We start from the raw sequence: 13960 nt of genomic DNA, 5'->3' as shown, positions 1-13960 counted from the left end.
GCGCGTCGCGCCCTTCTTGCGTCACGCCTCGGCGGGCTCGCCGAGCGGCCCGGCATGATTGTCCGCCGTGCGTCGCGGCGAATCGGCGAGCCCCTTCGCGAGTTCCAGCGCCTGCCGCTCGAACAGCCGGCGATAGATGCCGCCGTCGATCCGGATCAGCGCGTCGTGGCTGCCTTCCTCGATCACCTTGCCGCGGTCGAGCACCAGCAGCCGGTCGAGCGCGCGCACGGTCGACAGCCGGTGTGCGACCACCAGCGTCGTGCGACCGACCATCAGGCGCTCCATCGCCTGCTGGATCAGCAGCTCGCTTTCGCTGTCGAGGCTCGACGTGGCTTCGTCGAGGATCAGGATCGGCGCATCGGCGAGGAACGCGCGCGCGATCGCGACCCGCTGGCGTTCGCCGCCCGACAGCTTGATCCCGCGTTCGCCGACCAGCGTGTCATAACCGTCCGGCAGCGCGGCGATGAAGTCGTGCGCGCTGGCGAGCCGCGCGGCGCGCTCGATGTCGGCCCGGCTCGCGTCGGGGCGTGCATACGCGATGTTCTCGGCGAGCGTGCGGTGGAACAGCACGGGCTCCTGCTGGACGATCGCGATCTGGCTGCGCAGCGAATCCTGCCGGACCTGCGCGATGTCCTGGCCGTCGATCGTGATGCGGCCGCCCGACACGTCGTACAGGCGCTGGATCAGCTTGATGAACGTCGTCTTGCCCGACCCCGAGTGGCCGACGAGGCCCACCCGCTCGCCCGGCGCGATGCGCATCGAGAAATCGTCGTACAGCGGCACCGGATGATTGCCGTAGCGGAACGTCACGTGCTCGAAGCGGATCTCGCCTTGCCCGATCCGGATGGCCGGCGCGCCGGGACGATCGTCGATGCCGAGCGGCTGGCGTTCGAGCGCGACGAGTTCTTCCATGTCGTTCACCGAGCGCTGCAGGTTGCGGATGTGCATGCCGACGTCGCGCAGGTAGCCCTGCAGCATGAAGAACATCGTCAGCGCGAACGCGATGTCGCCGACGCTCGCCTCGTCGTTTGCCCACAGCCGCAGCGCGACGCCGATCATCGCCGCCTGCATCGCGACGAGCATCGCGCCCTGCAACCCGCCGTTGAGCGTGCCGCGCACCCACGTGCGGCGCGTGCGTTGCCGCCATTTGCCGATCACGCGGGCGAGCCGCGCTTCCTCGCGCGTTTCCGCGCCGAACGCCTTCACGACCGCGTTGCAGCTCACGGCATCGGCGAGCGCGCCGCCCATGCGCGTATCCCACAGGTTGCCGAGCCGGGCGGCCGGCGCGACGATGCCGAGCGACACCGCAACCGTCACCGTGATGTACAGCAGCGAACCCGCGCCGACGACGAGCCCCATCACGGGCCAGTGCGTGCCGAGCAGCACGGTTGCGCCGACGAGCATCGTGACCGACGGCAACAGCGCGATCAGCACGGTGTCGTTCAGCAGGTCGAGCGCCCAGATGCCGCGCGTGATCTTGCGCACGGTCGAGCCCGCGAAGCTGTTCGCGTGCCAGTCGGTCGAGAAGCGCTGCACGCGATGGAACGACGCGGCCGCGATCTCGCTCATCATCTTCAGCGTGAGCGTGATGATGTTCAGGTAGACGCCTTGTCGCAGCACCGTCGCGCCGAGGCCGAGCGCGGCGAGCGTGCCGAATGCGACGAGGGCCGCATGCCACGCGGCGGCGCGGTCGGTCAGCCCGGTCGACAGCGCGTCGACGAGGCGGCCGGCGAACAGCGGCGTGAGCACGTCGGCGAGCGCGGCGAGCAGCGCGAGGCTCGCGACCGTGGCGGTGCGGGCCGGCTGCTTGCGCCAGTAACGGAAGGTGAAGCCGAAGACGGCCTGGAATGCCTGGCCGCCCAGATGGGGGGTTTTTCTGGTCATTTATCGTTGCCCGGCGCATCGCGCGACGGGGCTTTCCGGTTGGGCGAACATCGAAAACGCAACAGCCGGGCCGCGCGGAAACCGTGCGGCGAAACGAAACGGGCTGTCGGGAAACGGCGCGGCTGACGGGTTAGCGGAAAACTCGGGAGCCGGCGCGGACGGCGGGCTGGATCAGCTGCGCCGTGGGACCACGTTCGGGAAGGTTGCTGGCATTCGGAACATCTGCACCTCCCCTGAAGTGAACGGTTGAAAGGACGCCGAAAAGACGTGGAAAGATTCTATCAGCAGTGCCGGGCGCCCCGCAACGTCTGACGAATGCGGCGTTGCAGCGTCGATACGGTTAGTATTCAGGGCTTTGGCCCTTCTTTTGCGGGCCTTCCACAGTGCGGCAGCGCAGGGGCCGACACACGCATCGATTACACTTCGACGTTTGCGGCGCACCGCGCCGCGGCCCTCGCAGATTCACCACGATACATTCCTGAGGAAACGATGAGCGACGTTCAGCAAGGCATCCTGACCCCGATCGATACGGCGGCCCGATACCTCACTTTCACGATGTCGAACGACGGCAATGTGGCGGCGGCGCTGGCCGCGCTGCGCGAGATCGTCGACGGACGCGACACGGTCGTCGGGTTCGGGCATGCGCTGGCGGCGCACCTCGGGCACCCGGTGCCGGGCCTGACCGGATTCCCGGCGTTCGCGGTGAAGGACCGCACGCTGCCGGCGACGCCGGCCGACGTGTGGGTCTGGCTGCGCGGCGACGATCGCGGCGAGATCGTGCTGCGCGCGCGGGCGATCGAACGCGCGCTGGCGCCGGCGTTCGCGTTGCAGGATGCGGTCGACGGTTTCCGCTATTCGAACGATCGCGACCTGTCCGGCTACGAGGACGGCACCGAGAACCCCGAAGGTGACGAAGCCGTGGCCGCGGCAATCGTGACCGGGCAGGGCGCGGGGCTCGACGGTGCGAGCTTCGTCGCGGTCCAGCAATGGCTGCACGACTTCGAGCAGATGGAGCGCATTCCGTCGGGCGACATGGACAACATCATCGGGCGCCGCCGCTCGGACAACGAAGAACTCGACGACGCACCCGAGTTCGCGCACGTGAAGCGCACCGCGCAGGAAAGCTTCGAGCCCGAAGCGTTCATGCTGCGCCGTTCGTCGCCGTGGTCGGACGCGCGCCGCGCGGGCCTCTACTTCGTGGCGTTCGGCTGCTCGTTCCGCGCGTTCGACGTGCAGATGCGCCGGATGAGCGGCGCGGAAGACGGGATCGTCGACGGCCTGTTCCGCTTCACGCGGCCGCTGACGGGCGCGTATTTCTGGTGCCCGCCGATGAAGGACGGCAAGCTCGACCTGTCCGCGCTCGGACTGTAAGCGCCTGGCGGAATCGACGAACGGGGGGCCGCGCATCGTGCGCGGCCCCCCGTTTCCTTTTGCGCGGCGGTTTGCGCGGCGCTCGTGTGTCGTGTGCGTTGCGTGTCAGTTCAACGTCGTGTCGATCCGCGTGCCGCGCTTGATGAACTGCGTGACCGGCGTCTTCTCGCAGATTTCGGCGAGGCGCTGGCGTTGCGCATCGTCGAGCGGGCCGTCGAGCGTCACGACACGGCGCACGTACTGCGTGCCGTCGCGATCGGCATGCAGCTCGGTGCGCACGTCGATACGCACGGCCGGCCACGCCTTGCGCTGCATGTACATGCGCAGCGTCGCGGCCGTGCATTGCGCGAGGCCGGCCAGCACGAATTCATAGGGCGCCGGCCCGCGATCCTGGCCGCCCTCGCGTGGGGCTTCGTCGCCGGTCAGCGCGTGGGTGCCGGCCTGAAGCTGGACGACGTAATCGGGCGCATCGGCGTCGAGGACGGCGGCGGCGTGGATGAGCGACATGGCAAGTCTCCGGTCAGCGGGAAAAGGAAAAAGGGAATAAGGGAGCCGGGAAGCGGAAAGTGGGCGCCGCGCGGCGGCGCGCAGCCGTCAGCATACCGCCCCGATGGCGATGGCGATGGCGATGGCGATGGCGATGGCTACGGCTACGGCTACGGCTACGGCTACGGCTACGGCTACGGCTACGGCTACGGCTACGGCGCGCGCGCGCGATGCGGCTACGCGTCCGCGCCGCCGGCGCTGCTGCGCACGAGCGCGGCGATGCGCTCGCGTACCCACTGGTGCGCGCGATCGGCGTCGCGCGATTCGTGCCAGTACGCGAGGAGCGGGAACGGCTTGAGCCGCAACGGCAGCGGTCGCACGACGATCGGCAGCATCGCGGCCATCCGCAACGCATAGGTGTGCGGCAGCGTGACCAGCAGGTTGCCGGTCGCGGCGATCTGGCACGCGGCGAAATAGTGCTGACAGGTGAGCCGGATATCGCGAAAGCGGCCGTCGTTGCCGAGCAGCACGTCGAGCGATTGCGGCTCGCCGAGCGACGACACCGCGACATGCCGCGCCGCGAAATAGTCGCCGCGCCGCAACGGCTCGCGCGCAAGCGGATGATCGCGGCGCAGTGCGACGACGAGCGAATCGTCGAGCAGGTGTTCGGTGGCGATGCGCGGGCCGGTCGGCACGCGGCGATCGATGGCGAGATCGAGATTGCCCGATGCGAGTTCGCGTTCGATCCCGGCTACCGCGATGCGCCGGCTCACGAGCCGCAGGCCCGGCGCTTCGTCGGCGAACGCCGCGACGATCCGCGGCAGCGCGATCGATTCGAGCACGTCGCGAATGCCCACCGCGATGCTCAGGTCGAGCGTCGCGGGATCGAATGCCGACGGCGCGCGCGCGGTGCCTTGCAGGCCCTTCAGATGCAGTTGCACGTCCGTGATGATCGAGCGCGTGCGTTCGGTTGCGACAACACGGTTGCCCTGGCGCACGAACAGCGGATCGTCGAAATGCGCGCGCAGCCGGTTGAGCGCGTGCGTGACGGCCGGCTGCGTGAGATGCAGCGCGCGGGCGGCCGCGCCGATGCCGCCATGCACGTAGACGGCGTCGAGCACGCGAAACAGGTTCAGGTCGAGACGATGGTCGGCGGGCACGGGGCGCGGGTGGCGTGATGAATGGTGGAGCGATTCTAAAGGATGAGCAGGCAACGGATACGCGGGCTTTCCTGCGTGGCGATCGACGGCATTGAATACATGGGGATATCGGTTGCGCCGATATTCGGCTGTGCATTTATCCGGATAACCGCCGCAATTCGTCGTCATGAAAATGCGCGGATTTCGATGTACACGATCGCAACAATTGGCGATATCGGCCCGTGCAATTCCGCACCGGCCCGCCAGCAACCCCTGGCAGCCTGTAGTAATCCGCCATCATGCTGTCCACGTCGGCCATTTCGCGCCAAAGCCGCGACCCGTTCGGCTAAGATGCCGTCGCTTCATATTTCGGGATAGCCGTCCTGTCGCACGCATTCAAACCAAATATAAGCCTGACAGTTCGACGGTATTAGAAGAAGTCGAAACAAGTCGGGGGCTTGGCCAGTGAATGCAGCAGATCAGAGGTGGGTCGTTATCTATTTGAGTACGGGGTTTTCGTTGGCCCAGGCCGCGCGTATTGGCGAGGCTTTCAACCTGGCGAATCGTCTGCACGCATACAGTGCTGACTACCAGTTGAAGTACGTATCCGAAAGCGGGGGGCTGTTGCAGTCGTCGTCCGGCGTGAGCATCGCGGCCGATCCACTCGGCGACGAGCACGGTCGCCGCGCGCTCGCGTTCTTTCATCTTCACGGCGACCGTGCGGCCGTCAATTGGGACGACGCATTGCAGCGTCGCCTCACCGACATTCGCCGCCATGCGCGCTGGATCGTCGACGCGATGGACCTGCCGACGCTCGCGGCCATGCAGCGACCGTCGGCGGCGATCGAAGGGCGGCCGGGCCGGGCCGGCCGCCGGGTCGCCACGACGGTCGAGTTGCAGGCCGGCGAAGCCGACGTGTTCGCCGCGGTGCTCGACATGTTCCGCGTCGATCTCGGCGACGGCGCCGCGCAGGAGATCGCCAGCAACATGCTGCGGCCGGTCGAGCAACGCTATGCGCAGTCGATGTGGGCCTTTCGCGAGCTGAGCGCGAGCCCGTCGATCCGGATGTCGGCGCAGCGGCTGCGCGCGCAGAGCGTGAGCCGCATCTCGATCGCGAACGCCGCGCAGGCCGCCGCGATGAGCGAGCGCAATTTCCTGCGGCGCTTCAAGAAGGAGATCGGCGTGACGCCGACCGAATTCGTCCAGCACGTGCGGCTCGAGCGCGCCTGCCACATGCTGGTCCACACGACGCTGCCGGCCGACAAGGTCGCGCGCCGCACCGGGTTCGGCAGCGGCGAGCGGCTCGCGAAGCTGTTCCGCCAGCGCATGCTGATGTCGCCGACCGAATTTCGCGTTTCCGAGCGAGAACGGATCCTCACCCGCGGCGCGCCGACGCCCGATGCGCACGGGGAGGCCTGCGACGGCGCCGGGGGGCAATGCACCACGTGTGCCACCGCGCGGGAAAAAACCGGACGGATACCCGTAGAATCGTCCTGTCGCGATTTCGATCCCCGGTTTCCATGTCCTTCCTCCCCACCACCGCCACCGCCCCTTTCTGCCCGTCGGAAGTAAAGGGCAGCATCACGATCGATGCCGGTGCGCCGCGCTGGCAGAAGCTCAAGCGCTTCTTCGGCCCCGGCCTGCTGGTCGCGATCGGCTACATGGACCCCGGCAACTGGGCGACCGACATCCAGGCCGGCTCGCAGTTCGGTTATTCGCTGCTGTGGGTCGTCGCGTTCTCGAGCCTCGCGGCGATCTTCCTGCAGATGCTCGCGGCGCGGCTCGGCCTCGTGGCGGGCAGGGATCTCGCGCAGGCCAGCTACGACCGCTACGGGCGGTTTGGCCGCATCGTGCAGTGGGTGACCGCCGAGGTGTCGATCATCGCGTGCGACATCGCGGAAGTCCTCGGCTGCGCGCTCGCGTTCAAGCTGCTGCTCGGCGTGCCGCTCGCGTGGGGGATCGTGCTGACCGCGCTCGACACGGTGATCGTGCTCGGCCTGCAGGGCAAGGGGTTCCGGCAGATCGAGGCGATCGTGCTCGCGCTGATCGCGACGATGGCGTTCTGCTTCGTCGCGCAGGTCGCGATCACGCCGCCCGACTGGCACGCGGTGGCCGGCGGGCTGGTGCCGGGCGATCCGGGCCACGACCGCAAGGACGCGATCGTGCTCGCGCTCGGCATCGTCGGCGCGACGATCATGCCGCACAACCTGTACCTGCATTCGTCGGTCGTGCAGACGCGGCGCGTGGTCGGCGGCGCGCGCGGGGTGATCCGCGACACGCTCGCGCTGGTGCGCATCGATACCTGCGTGTCGCTGTTCGTCGCGATGCTCGTCAACGCGGCGATCCTGATCGTCGCGGGCGCGGCGTTCCATGCGACGGGCCAGCACAACGTGACCGACATCGAGCAAGCCTACAACCTGATTACGCCGATCGCGGGCGGCGCGGCCGCGCTGCTGTTCGGCATCGCGCTGCTCGCGTCGGGGCAGAGCTCGACGCTCACCGGCACGATCGCCGGCCAGGTGATCATGGACGGCTTCCTGCATACGAAGATTCCGTGCTACCAGCGCCGGCTGATCACGCGCGGGCTCGCGCTCGTGCCCGCGCTGATCGGCGTGCTGTGGCTCGGCGACGGCTCGGTCGGGAAACTGCTCGTGTGGAGCCAGGTGCTGCTGAGCCTGCAGCTGCCGTTCGCGATGTGGCCGCTGATCCGCTCGGTCAGCGATCGCAACACGATGGGCGAGCACACGATCGGGCGCGGGATGCAGGCCGCCGCGTGGGCGCTGTTCGTCGTCATCACCGGTACGAACCTGCTGCTGATTACTGGTGTCGCGGGCTGATACAGCCTGTCACAGGCTGACACAGTCGCGCGGCGTGCATGCGGTAAACTGCGGCCTTTCGATCGTCGTCCGAAGTCCGTTATGTGGAGTGAAATCAGCAACATCGGCGATGCCGCGCTGACCTTGCCGATCGCGCTGACCTGCGCGGCCTGGCTCGCGCTGACCGACTGGCGCCTCGCCGCCCGCTGGGGCGTGCTGCTCGCCGCCGGCATGAGCGTCGTCGGCGCCACGAAGATCCTGTATGCCGGGTGCGGCATCGAGCTTCCGCAATTCGATTTCCGCGTGATCAGCGGCCATACGATGCTGTCGACGTCGGTGTGGACCGTCGCGCTGTCGATGCTGTGGCAGGCGTTCCGGCCGGGCAAGGTGCCCGGCATCGCGGCCGGGCTGGCCATCGGCGCGGTCACGGCCGTCGCGCGCGTGTTCGATCATTCGCATACCGTTCCTGAAGTGATCGTCGGCTGGATGCTCGGCGCGCTGGTCGCGCTGGTGTTCCTGCGCGGCTACGACGGTGTGCGGCAGCGCGCATTCTCGCGGCGCGTCGCGGCCGTCTGCCTGCTGCTCGTGTCCGGCATCGCGTACGGGCACCGCGCGCCGTTCCAGCAGATGATCGACACGCATTCGCCGCAACTCTGCGCGTTCGTGCGCGCGCCGTCGGGCGACGGCTTCTGACGGTCGCCGGCCGCGGCGCCCCCGCGCCGCTTTCCTGCCGCATTCCCCCGGCGGTTGCACGATTCCACGCCGCCCGTCTTCCCGATTGCTTCCTCGCCTGCGCGGAACGCGACCCTCGCCATGACACGATTCGACGAACCGGCCGGTCAGCGTGACCGGCCGCGCGGCTTGCGCGTGCGTGCCGATACGCGAAGGTCATGAGCCGGGCCTATGACCGGGCATAACGAAGATTCATTTCATCGATCGGCGGCATTCGCGTACGCTGGCTGTCGTTCAACCGGGGCAGGCTGCCCGGCGTGTCCGGCGCGCGTCACGCTCATCTCGATATACTCGCGGAAACCGTGCGGCGCCTCGTGATGGCGACGCACGGTCAACCGGCCCGCGCTGGCGGAAACCGGCACGGAACATCCGTCGCGGCAGCGTTCCGCGACGACGATTCACGATAGGAGCAGGTCACATGACAGTCGTTTCTTCGCGCCTTGCCGGCAAGTGCGCATACATCACGGGCGCCGCGGGCGGCCTCGGCCGCGCGATCGCGCGCCGGATGGTCGAGCAGGGCGCACGCGTGTTCGTGACCGACATCGCCGACGCGGCGGTGCTCGACGCGTTCGCGCAGGAACTCAACGCAGGCCATGCGACGCCGGTCGCGTTCGCCGCGACGCAGGACGTGCGCGACGAAGCGCGCTGGCAGGCGCTGCTCGCGCAGGCGGTCGACGCGATGGGCGGGCTGTCGGTGCTCGTCAACAACGCGGGCGTCGGCTCGATCGGTTCGCCCGCGCAAATCGAGCTGAACGAATGGCGGCGCGTGATGGCGATCAACGTCGAGAGCATCGTGCTCGGCTGCAAGCATGCGCTGTCGTATCTGGCGGAAAGCCATCCCGCATCGATCATCAACATCTCGTCGGTCGCCGCGTTCAAGGTCGAGCCGGATTTCACCGCGTACAACGCGTCGAAGGCGGCCGTCGCGTCGCTCACGAAGTCGGTCGCGATCGACTGCGCACGCCGCGAGCTCGACGTGCGCTGCAACTCGATTCACCCGGCGTTCATCCGCACGGGCATCGTCGAGCCGCTGTTCCAGACACTCGGCGAACGCGACGCGACGCGCAAGCTCGCGCGCGGCATTCCACTGCGCCGGCTCGGCGAGCCGGACGACGTCGCGCACGCGGCCGTTTACCTCGCGTCCGACGAGAGCCGCTTCGTGACGGCCGCCGAACTCGTGATCGACGGCGGCATGTGCGCGGTCTGACGCGCATCCCGAACACCAACGACCGGAGGAGAACATCGTGTCCACACCCGTGAACCGCCAACTGCTGCTGAAGACGCGCCCGGAAGGGCGGGTCGGCCGCGAACATTTCTCGCTCGTCGAAGCGCCCGTGCCGGCGCTTGCGGACGGCGAGGTGCTCGTGCGCGTGCTGTACCTGTCGATGGACCCGACCAACCGCGTGTGGATGAGCGACGTGCCGCAATACCTGCCGCCGGTGGCGATCGGCGAGGTGATGCGCGCGCTCGGCATCGGGCGCGTGGTGGCGTCGCGCAACGCGGGTTTCGCGGAAGGCGATCTCGTGCAGGGGCTCGTCGGCTGGCAGGACTACGCGGTCGTGCCGGCCGACCAGGCCGCGCAGCTCGTGAAGCTGCCCGCGCAGTCGGGCCTGCCGCTGCCGACGCTGCTCGGCGCGTGCGGGATGAGCGGACTGACCGCGTATTACGGGCTGACCGACATCGCGCCGGTGCAGCCGGGCGAGACGCTCGTGGTGTCGGCGGCAGCCGGTTCGGTCGGCTCGATCGCCGGCCAGATCGGCAAGATCCACGGCGCGCGCGTGGTCGGTATCGCGGGCGGCGCGGACAAGTGCCGCTACCTGACCGAGACGCTCGGCTTCGATGCGGCCGTCGACTACAAGGCCGACGATTTCCGTCAGCAGCTGAAGGCCGCGACGCCGGACGGCGTGCACGTGAATTTCGAGAACGTCGGCGGCGAGGTGATGCGCGCGGTACTGTCGCGGATGGTGATCGGCGGGCGCGTCGCGCTGTGCGGCGTGATCTCGAACTACAACAGCGGCCGGGCGGCGGACGACGTCGGCGTGCTGATCTCGAAGCGGCTGACGATGCGCGGCTTCCTGATCCTCGACTATCGCAAGAGCCGCGAGGCCGTGCAGACGCTCTCGGGCTGGCTGCGCGACGGCCGGCTCAAGGCCGAGGAGACGGTTGCCGACGGTCTCGAAAACGCGCCCGACGTGCTGAATCGCCTGTTCGACGGCGATCATCGCGGCAAGCTCGTACTGCGCGTCGATCCGGACGCGTGACCGGCCCGCGGCACGGCGTGCGATGTCGTTCGCACGCTGCCGCGAGGGGGTGTCGACTGCGAGGCGTTCGATCAACCGGGCCTAAGTTTCGGACTTGTCTCATATATTGTGGGGGCATGTCTCCCTAAAGTGATTGCCAGCAGATGGCGGCGTGACCGATGCGTCACGTCGCCTTTTTTTCTGGTTACACGGAAGAGGAGCGTGAACATGCGAAACGACGCGAAGCGGGCGGCATCGGCGGCGACGCGCAATCGAACGGTGCGGCGCGCCAGTCCTGTGCCGAGGATCGCGATCGGGCTTGGTGCTGCATTTGCGATGTCGCATGCAATGGCGGCCGGGCATGCCGCGCCGGGCGGTATCGTGCGGTTTGCCGGCGCGCTCGTCGATCTCTACGACGTGACGCTCGACGCGCGGTCGGGCGTGGTGGCCCCGGGACGCGAGGCGGAGAGCGGCGGGGCGGTGGCCACGCTGCGGTTCGATGCACATGGCCGGCGCTTGCCGGGGGCTCATGTGGCGCTGGTCGGGCCCGACGGCGCGCCGTTCGTACCGGATGCCGCGTCGGGTGTGCGCGCAACGTGGCGCGATGCGCACGACGATCGAAGCATGCCGCTGGTATCGGGCCACTCGTATCGTGTGGGTCCGCATGGCGGCGTGATGACGCTCGCGGCGGATGACGCGACGGGCGCCGTGGCGCCCGTCGTGATCCGCATTCGTCATCCGTGACGGCGAATGTCCGCTGGGGCGTGGCACGTGGCCACGCGTTGCGTCATTCGCCTTGTTCGGCGCGTGCGTAGATGTCCCAGCTCGCCATGAACAGCGCGGCGACGAGCGGCCCGATCACGAAGCCGGTGATGCCGAACAGCGCCATCCCGCCGAGCGTCGAGATCAGCACGACCCAGTCGGGCATCTTCGTGTCCTTGCCGACGAGGATCGGGCGCAGCAGGTTGTCGACGAGGCCGATCACGCCCACGCAGAACGCGACGAGGATCGCGCATTTCCACACCGCGCCGATCATCAGGAAGTAGAGCGCGGCCGGCACCCATACGAGGCTCGCGCCGATCGCGGGCAGCAGCGACAGGAACGCCATCAGCGCGCCCCACAGCACGACGCCTTCGATCCCGAGGATCCAGAAGATCAGGCCGCCGAGCGCGCCCTGCACGAGCGCGACCGCGATGTTGCCCTTCACCGTCGCGCGCACGACCGTCGTGAACTTGGCCAGCAGCAGGTTCTTGTGCTCGTCGTCGAGCGGCAGCGCGCGGCGCACGCGGCGGCCGATCTCGCCGCCGTCGCGCAGCAGGAAGAACACCATGTACAGCATCACGCCGAAGCTCACGACGAACTGGAAGGTGTTCTGGCCGATGCTGAGCGCCTGGGTTGCCGCGAGCTGGCTGATCTGCGCGGCGCCATCGGTCAGCTTCTTCTGGATGCCCGGGAGGTTGCTCAGGCCGTATTTCTGCAGCAGGTGCTGGATCGAGGTAGGCAGCGCGTGGATGATGTCCTGGAAGTACTGCGAATAGTTCGGCTGCGCGGTCTTGATTTCCTGGTACACGTACGCGATTTCCTGCACGAGCGTCGCGGCGACGAACACGAGCGGCAGGATCACGATCAGCACGATCAGCGACAGCGTCACGAGCGCGGCCAGGTTGCGCCGCTTGCCGAAGCGTGCGGCGAGCCACCGCTGCACGGGCTGGAAGAGGATCGCAAGTATGGTGCCCCAGAACACGGCGCCGGAAAACGGCGTGAGAATCCAGCAGAGTCCGACGGTGACCGCGGCCAGCAGGAAATAGAAGAATTTTTGGTGGTCGTGTCCGCTATCCATGGATGACATTCGCGCAGATTGATGCGTGGTTTGATTGAATCTCGTTGCCCCGTGCGCGATCGGTTCGCGATCGTCACGGGTTCACGGCGCAACGCGCTGCGGGCGGCCATCCGCCGGGCGGCCCGAACCGGAGTATGCCCGCAAAGGTGCCGCCATCATAGCGGCTACGCGCGGCACATGCGAAAACGCCGCGGCCGGGGCCGCGGCGCTGCCGGGAAGCAAACGCGGCGCAACGCCGCGTGCCGCATCGTCAGATGTTGAGCTTCGTGACCTTCGTGCCGTTCACCGACAGGTCGCCCATCAGGCCGGCGTTGGTCAGGATCAGCACCTCGACCGGTGCGGTGGCCGTGTTGGAGTCGACCGCGCCGTTCGCGCCGACCTTCACGACCGCGACCGACGCGTCGGCGCCGGCCGACCAGCCTTCGGACTTGCGGAACGAGTCGAGCGCATCCTGCGTCATGAACAGGAACACGACCGCCTTCGACTGCGCGCCGGCCTGCAGGCCGACCGACAGCGACGACGTGTTGTAGTAGCCGACCGTGCTGCCGCCGACGCGCAGCGCGCCGTTGCCGGACTGGCCGCCGACGATGAAGCCGGCCTGCAGCACGCTCGGGAACACGAGCACGCCGCGCGATTTCGCGACGAGTTCACGCGAGCCCGGCACCGTCGAATAGAGACGCGAGAGCGTCGCGTTGACGCTGGCGTCGATCGACTGGCGCTTCGACGCGCTGGCCGCGGCGCCTTCCGGCTTGTCCGGGGTGGTCGTGCAGCCGGCGAGCGCGAGGCTGCCGAGCAGGACGGCGGCGGCGGCTTTCATGGCAAAGGTCTTCTGCATGGCGTTTCTCCTTCTTTGTCTGATTGATGACGGACGGGGCGGGCGGCGGGACGGCCGGCTCCGTTCAACGGCGGGCAAGGAGCAGGCCCGCAACGAACGCGAGGCCGGCAACGACGCCGGCGGTTTGCCACGGGTTGTCTTGCACGACCTGCGACACGCGTTCGGCGGAATCGCGCAGCCGGGCGGCTGCGCTGCCCGACGCATGGTCGAGCGCGCCGCGTGCTTCATCGAGCCTGGATTGCACGCGCTTGCGCAGCGCGGCGATATCGCCGTCGCCGTCGTTTTTCAGCAGATCTTCGAGTTCATCTACCAGCCCGCGCAGATCGTCGGTGACGTCGGCATGCAGGTCGCGGGCGGCCGAGCGCGTCGTGCGTCCCACGCGCCGGCCCGTGCGACGAATGTCGGACAGGCCGCGGTCCAGCTTGTGTTCGATCGAGTCAGTGAGCGCCATGGTGTTTATCCTCCTTCGATTCAAGGCCAATTTGAAGATAAGACGAATCCCAGCAACTAATGTGATTCGCTTGGCCCGGTTGAGTTTCGAGACAAATTTTCAATTCGTTGGCGGAATTGCCGGGAAGCCCCGCCACGCGGGGCCGCGCGAAGATTGAAAAAAATTC

13 protein-coding genes are annotated in these 13960 nt (G+C 68.0%); 7 read left to right on the top strand and 6 right to left on the bottom strand.

Annotated elements, in window-relative coordinates; all coding sequences use genetic code 11:
* Positions 1 to 21: 21 nt before the first annotated feature.
* The gene (locus tag PQB87_RS29495) at positions 22 to 1884 is read right to left on the bottom strand and encodes an ABC transporter ATP-binding protein (RefSeq protein WP_489243098.1); all 1863 of its coding nucleotides are present in this window, start codon (positions 1882 to 1884) and stop codon (positions 22 to 24) included.
* 489 nt (positions 1885 to 2373) lie between these two features.
* Here PQB87_RS29495 and PQB87_RS29490 point away from each other — a divergent pair, with 489 nt between their 5' ends.
* Positions 2374 to 3255: a Dyp-type peroxidase gene (locus PQB87_RS29490; protein ID WP_021157611.1), complete on the top strand. Its 882-nt coding sequence runs from the start codon at positions 2374 to 2376 to the stop codon at positions 3253 to 3255.
* 105 nt (positions 3256 to 3360) lie between these two features.
* On the opposite strand, the gene PQB87_RS29485 is transcribed toward PQB87_RS29490, so the two are convergent.
* Both PQB87_RS29485 and PQB87_RS29480 read right to left on the bottom strand, forming a co-directional pair.
* Positions 3361 to 3762: an OsmC family protein gene (locus PQB87_RS29485; protein ID WP_413141804.1), complete on the bottom strand. Its 402-nt coding sequence runs from the start codon at positions 3760 to 3762 to the stop codon at positions 3361 to 3363.
* 215 nt (positions 3763 to 3977) lie between these two features.
* Positions 3978 to 4901 carry a LysR family transcriptional regulator gene (locus PQB87_RS29480; protein ID WP_233342748.1) on the bottom strand — a complete coding sequence of 308 codons (924 nt, stop codon included), beginning with the start codon at positions 4899 to 4901 and terminating at the stop codon, positions 3978 to 3980.
* A gap of 498 nt (positions 4902 to 5399) precedes the next feature.
* On the opposite strand from PQB87_RS29480, the gene PQB87_RS29475 reads away from it, so the two are divergent.
* The 6 genes from PQB87_RS29475 (at position 5400) to PQB87_RS29450 (ending at position 11412) form a co-directional block, all read left to right on the top strand.
* Complete coding sequence (locus PQB87_RS29475) at positions 5400 to 6452, top strand: helix-turn-helix domain-containing protein (protein WP_059684485.1); 1053 nt, start codon at positions 5400 to 5402, stop codon at positions 6450 to 6452.
* Positions 6401 to 7717 (top strand): Nramp family divalent metal transporter, encoded by a 1317-nt coding sequence (locus PQB87_RS29470; protein ID WP_027791010.1) that lies wholly within the window; start codon positions 6401 to 6403, stop codon positions 7715 to 7717. Before PQB87_RS29475 ends, PQB87_RS29470 begins: the two co-directional genes overlap by 52 nt.
* 81 nt (positions 7718 to 7798) lie before the next feature.
* Complete coding sequence (locus PQB87_RS29465) at positions 7799 to 8389, top strand: phosphatase PAP2 family protein (RefSeq protein ID WP_489243097.1); 591 nt, start codon at positions 7799 to 7801, stop codon at positions 8387 to 8389.
* Positions 8390 to 8846: 457 nt separating this feature from the next.
* The gene (locus PQB87_RS29460) at positions 8847 to 9635 is read left to right on the top strand and encodes an SDR family oxidoreductase (RefSeq protein ID WP_027791012.1); all 789 of its coding nucleotides are present in this window, start codon (positions 8847 to 8849) and stop codon (positions 9633 to 9635) included.
* 37 nt (positions 9636 to 9672) lie between these two features.
* Positions 9673 to 10689: an NADP-dependent oxidoreductase gene (locus tag PQB87_RS29455; RefSeq protein WP_021157603.1), complete on the top strand. Its 1017-nt coding sequence runs from the start codon at positions 9673 to 9675 to the stop codon at positions 10687 to 10689.
* A 207-nt stretch (positions 10690 to 10896) separates the two neighbouring features.
* Positions 10897 to 11412, top strand: coding sequence for a thioesterase (locus tag PQB87_RS29450; protein WP_174413266.1), 516 nt, complete (start codon positions 10897 to 10899; stop codon positions 11410 to 11412).
* Between the two features lie 43 nt (positions 11413 to 11455).
* On the opposite strand, the gene PQB87_RS29445 is transcribed toward PQB87_RS29450, so the two are convergent.
* From PQB87_RS29445 to PQB87_RS29435, 3 genes are all read right to left on the bottom strand, one after another.
* Positions 11456 to 12508 carry an AI-2E family transporter gene (locus tag PQB87_RS29445; protein ID WP_027791014.1) on the bottom strand — a complete coding sequence of 351 codons (1053 nt, stop codon included), beginning with the start codon at positions 12506 to 12508 and terminating at the stop codon, positions 11456 to 11458.
* Positions 12509 to 12758: 250 nt separating this feature from the next.
* A complete protein-coding gene (locus tag PQB87_RS29440) occupies positions 12759 to 13343 on the bottom strand; it encodes a BPSL1445 family SYLF domain-containing lipoprotein (protein ID WP_021157601.1) in 585 nt (194 codons plus the stop codon).
* Positions 13344 to 13407: 64 nt separating this feature from the next.
* Positions 13408 to 13794, bottom strand: a complete 387-nt coding sequence (locus PQB87_RS29435; protein WP_021157600.1) for an ElaB/YgaM/YqjD family protein — start codon at positions 13792 to 13794, stop codon at positions 13408 to 13410.
* Positions 13795 to 13960: the final 166 nt, after the last annotated feature.

Source organism: Burkholderia sp. KL41 (genome assembly GCF_057005415.2).
Note: the sequence above shows the minus strand (reverse complement) of the source record. Positions and strands in the feature narration are given on the sequence as shown.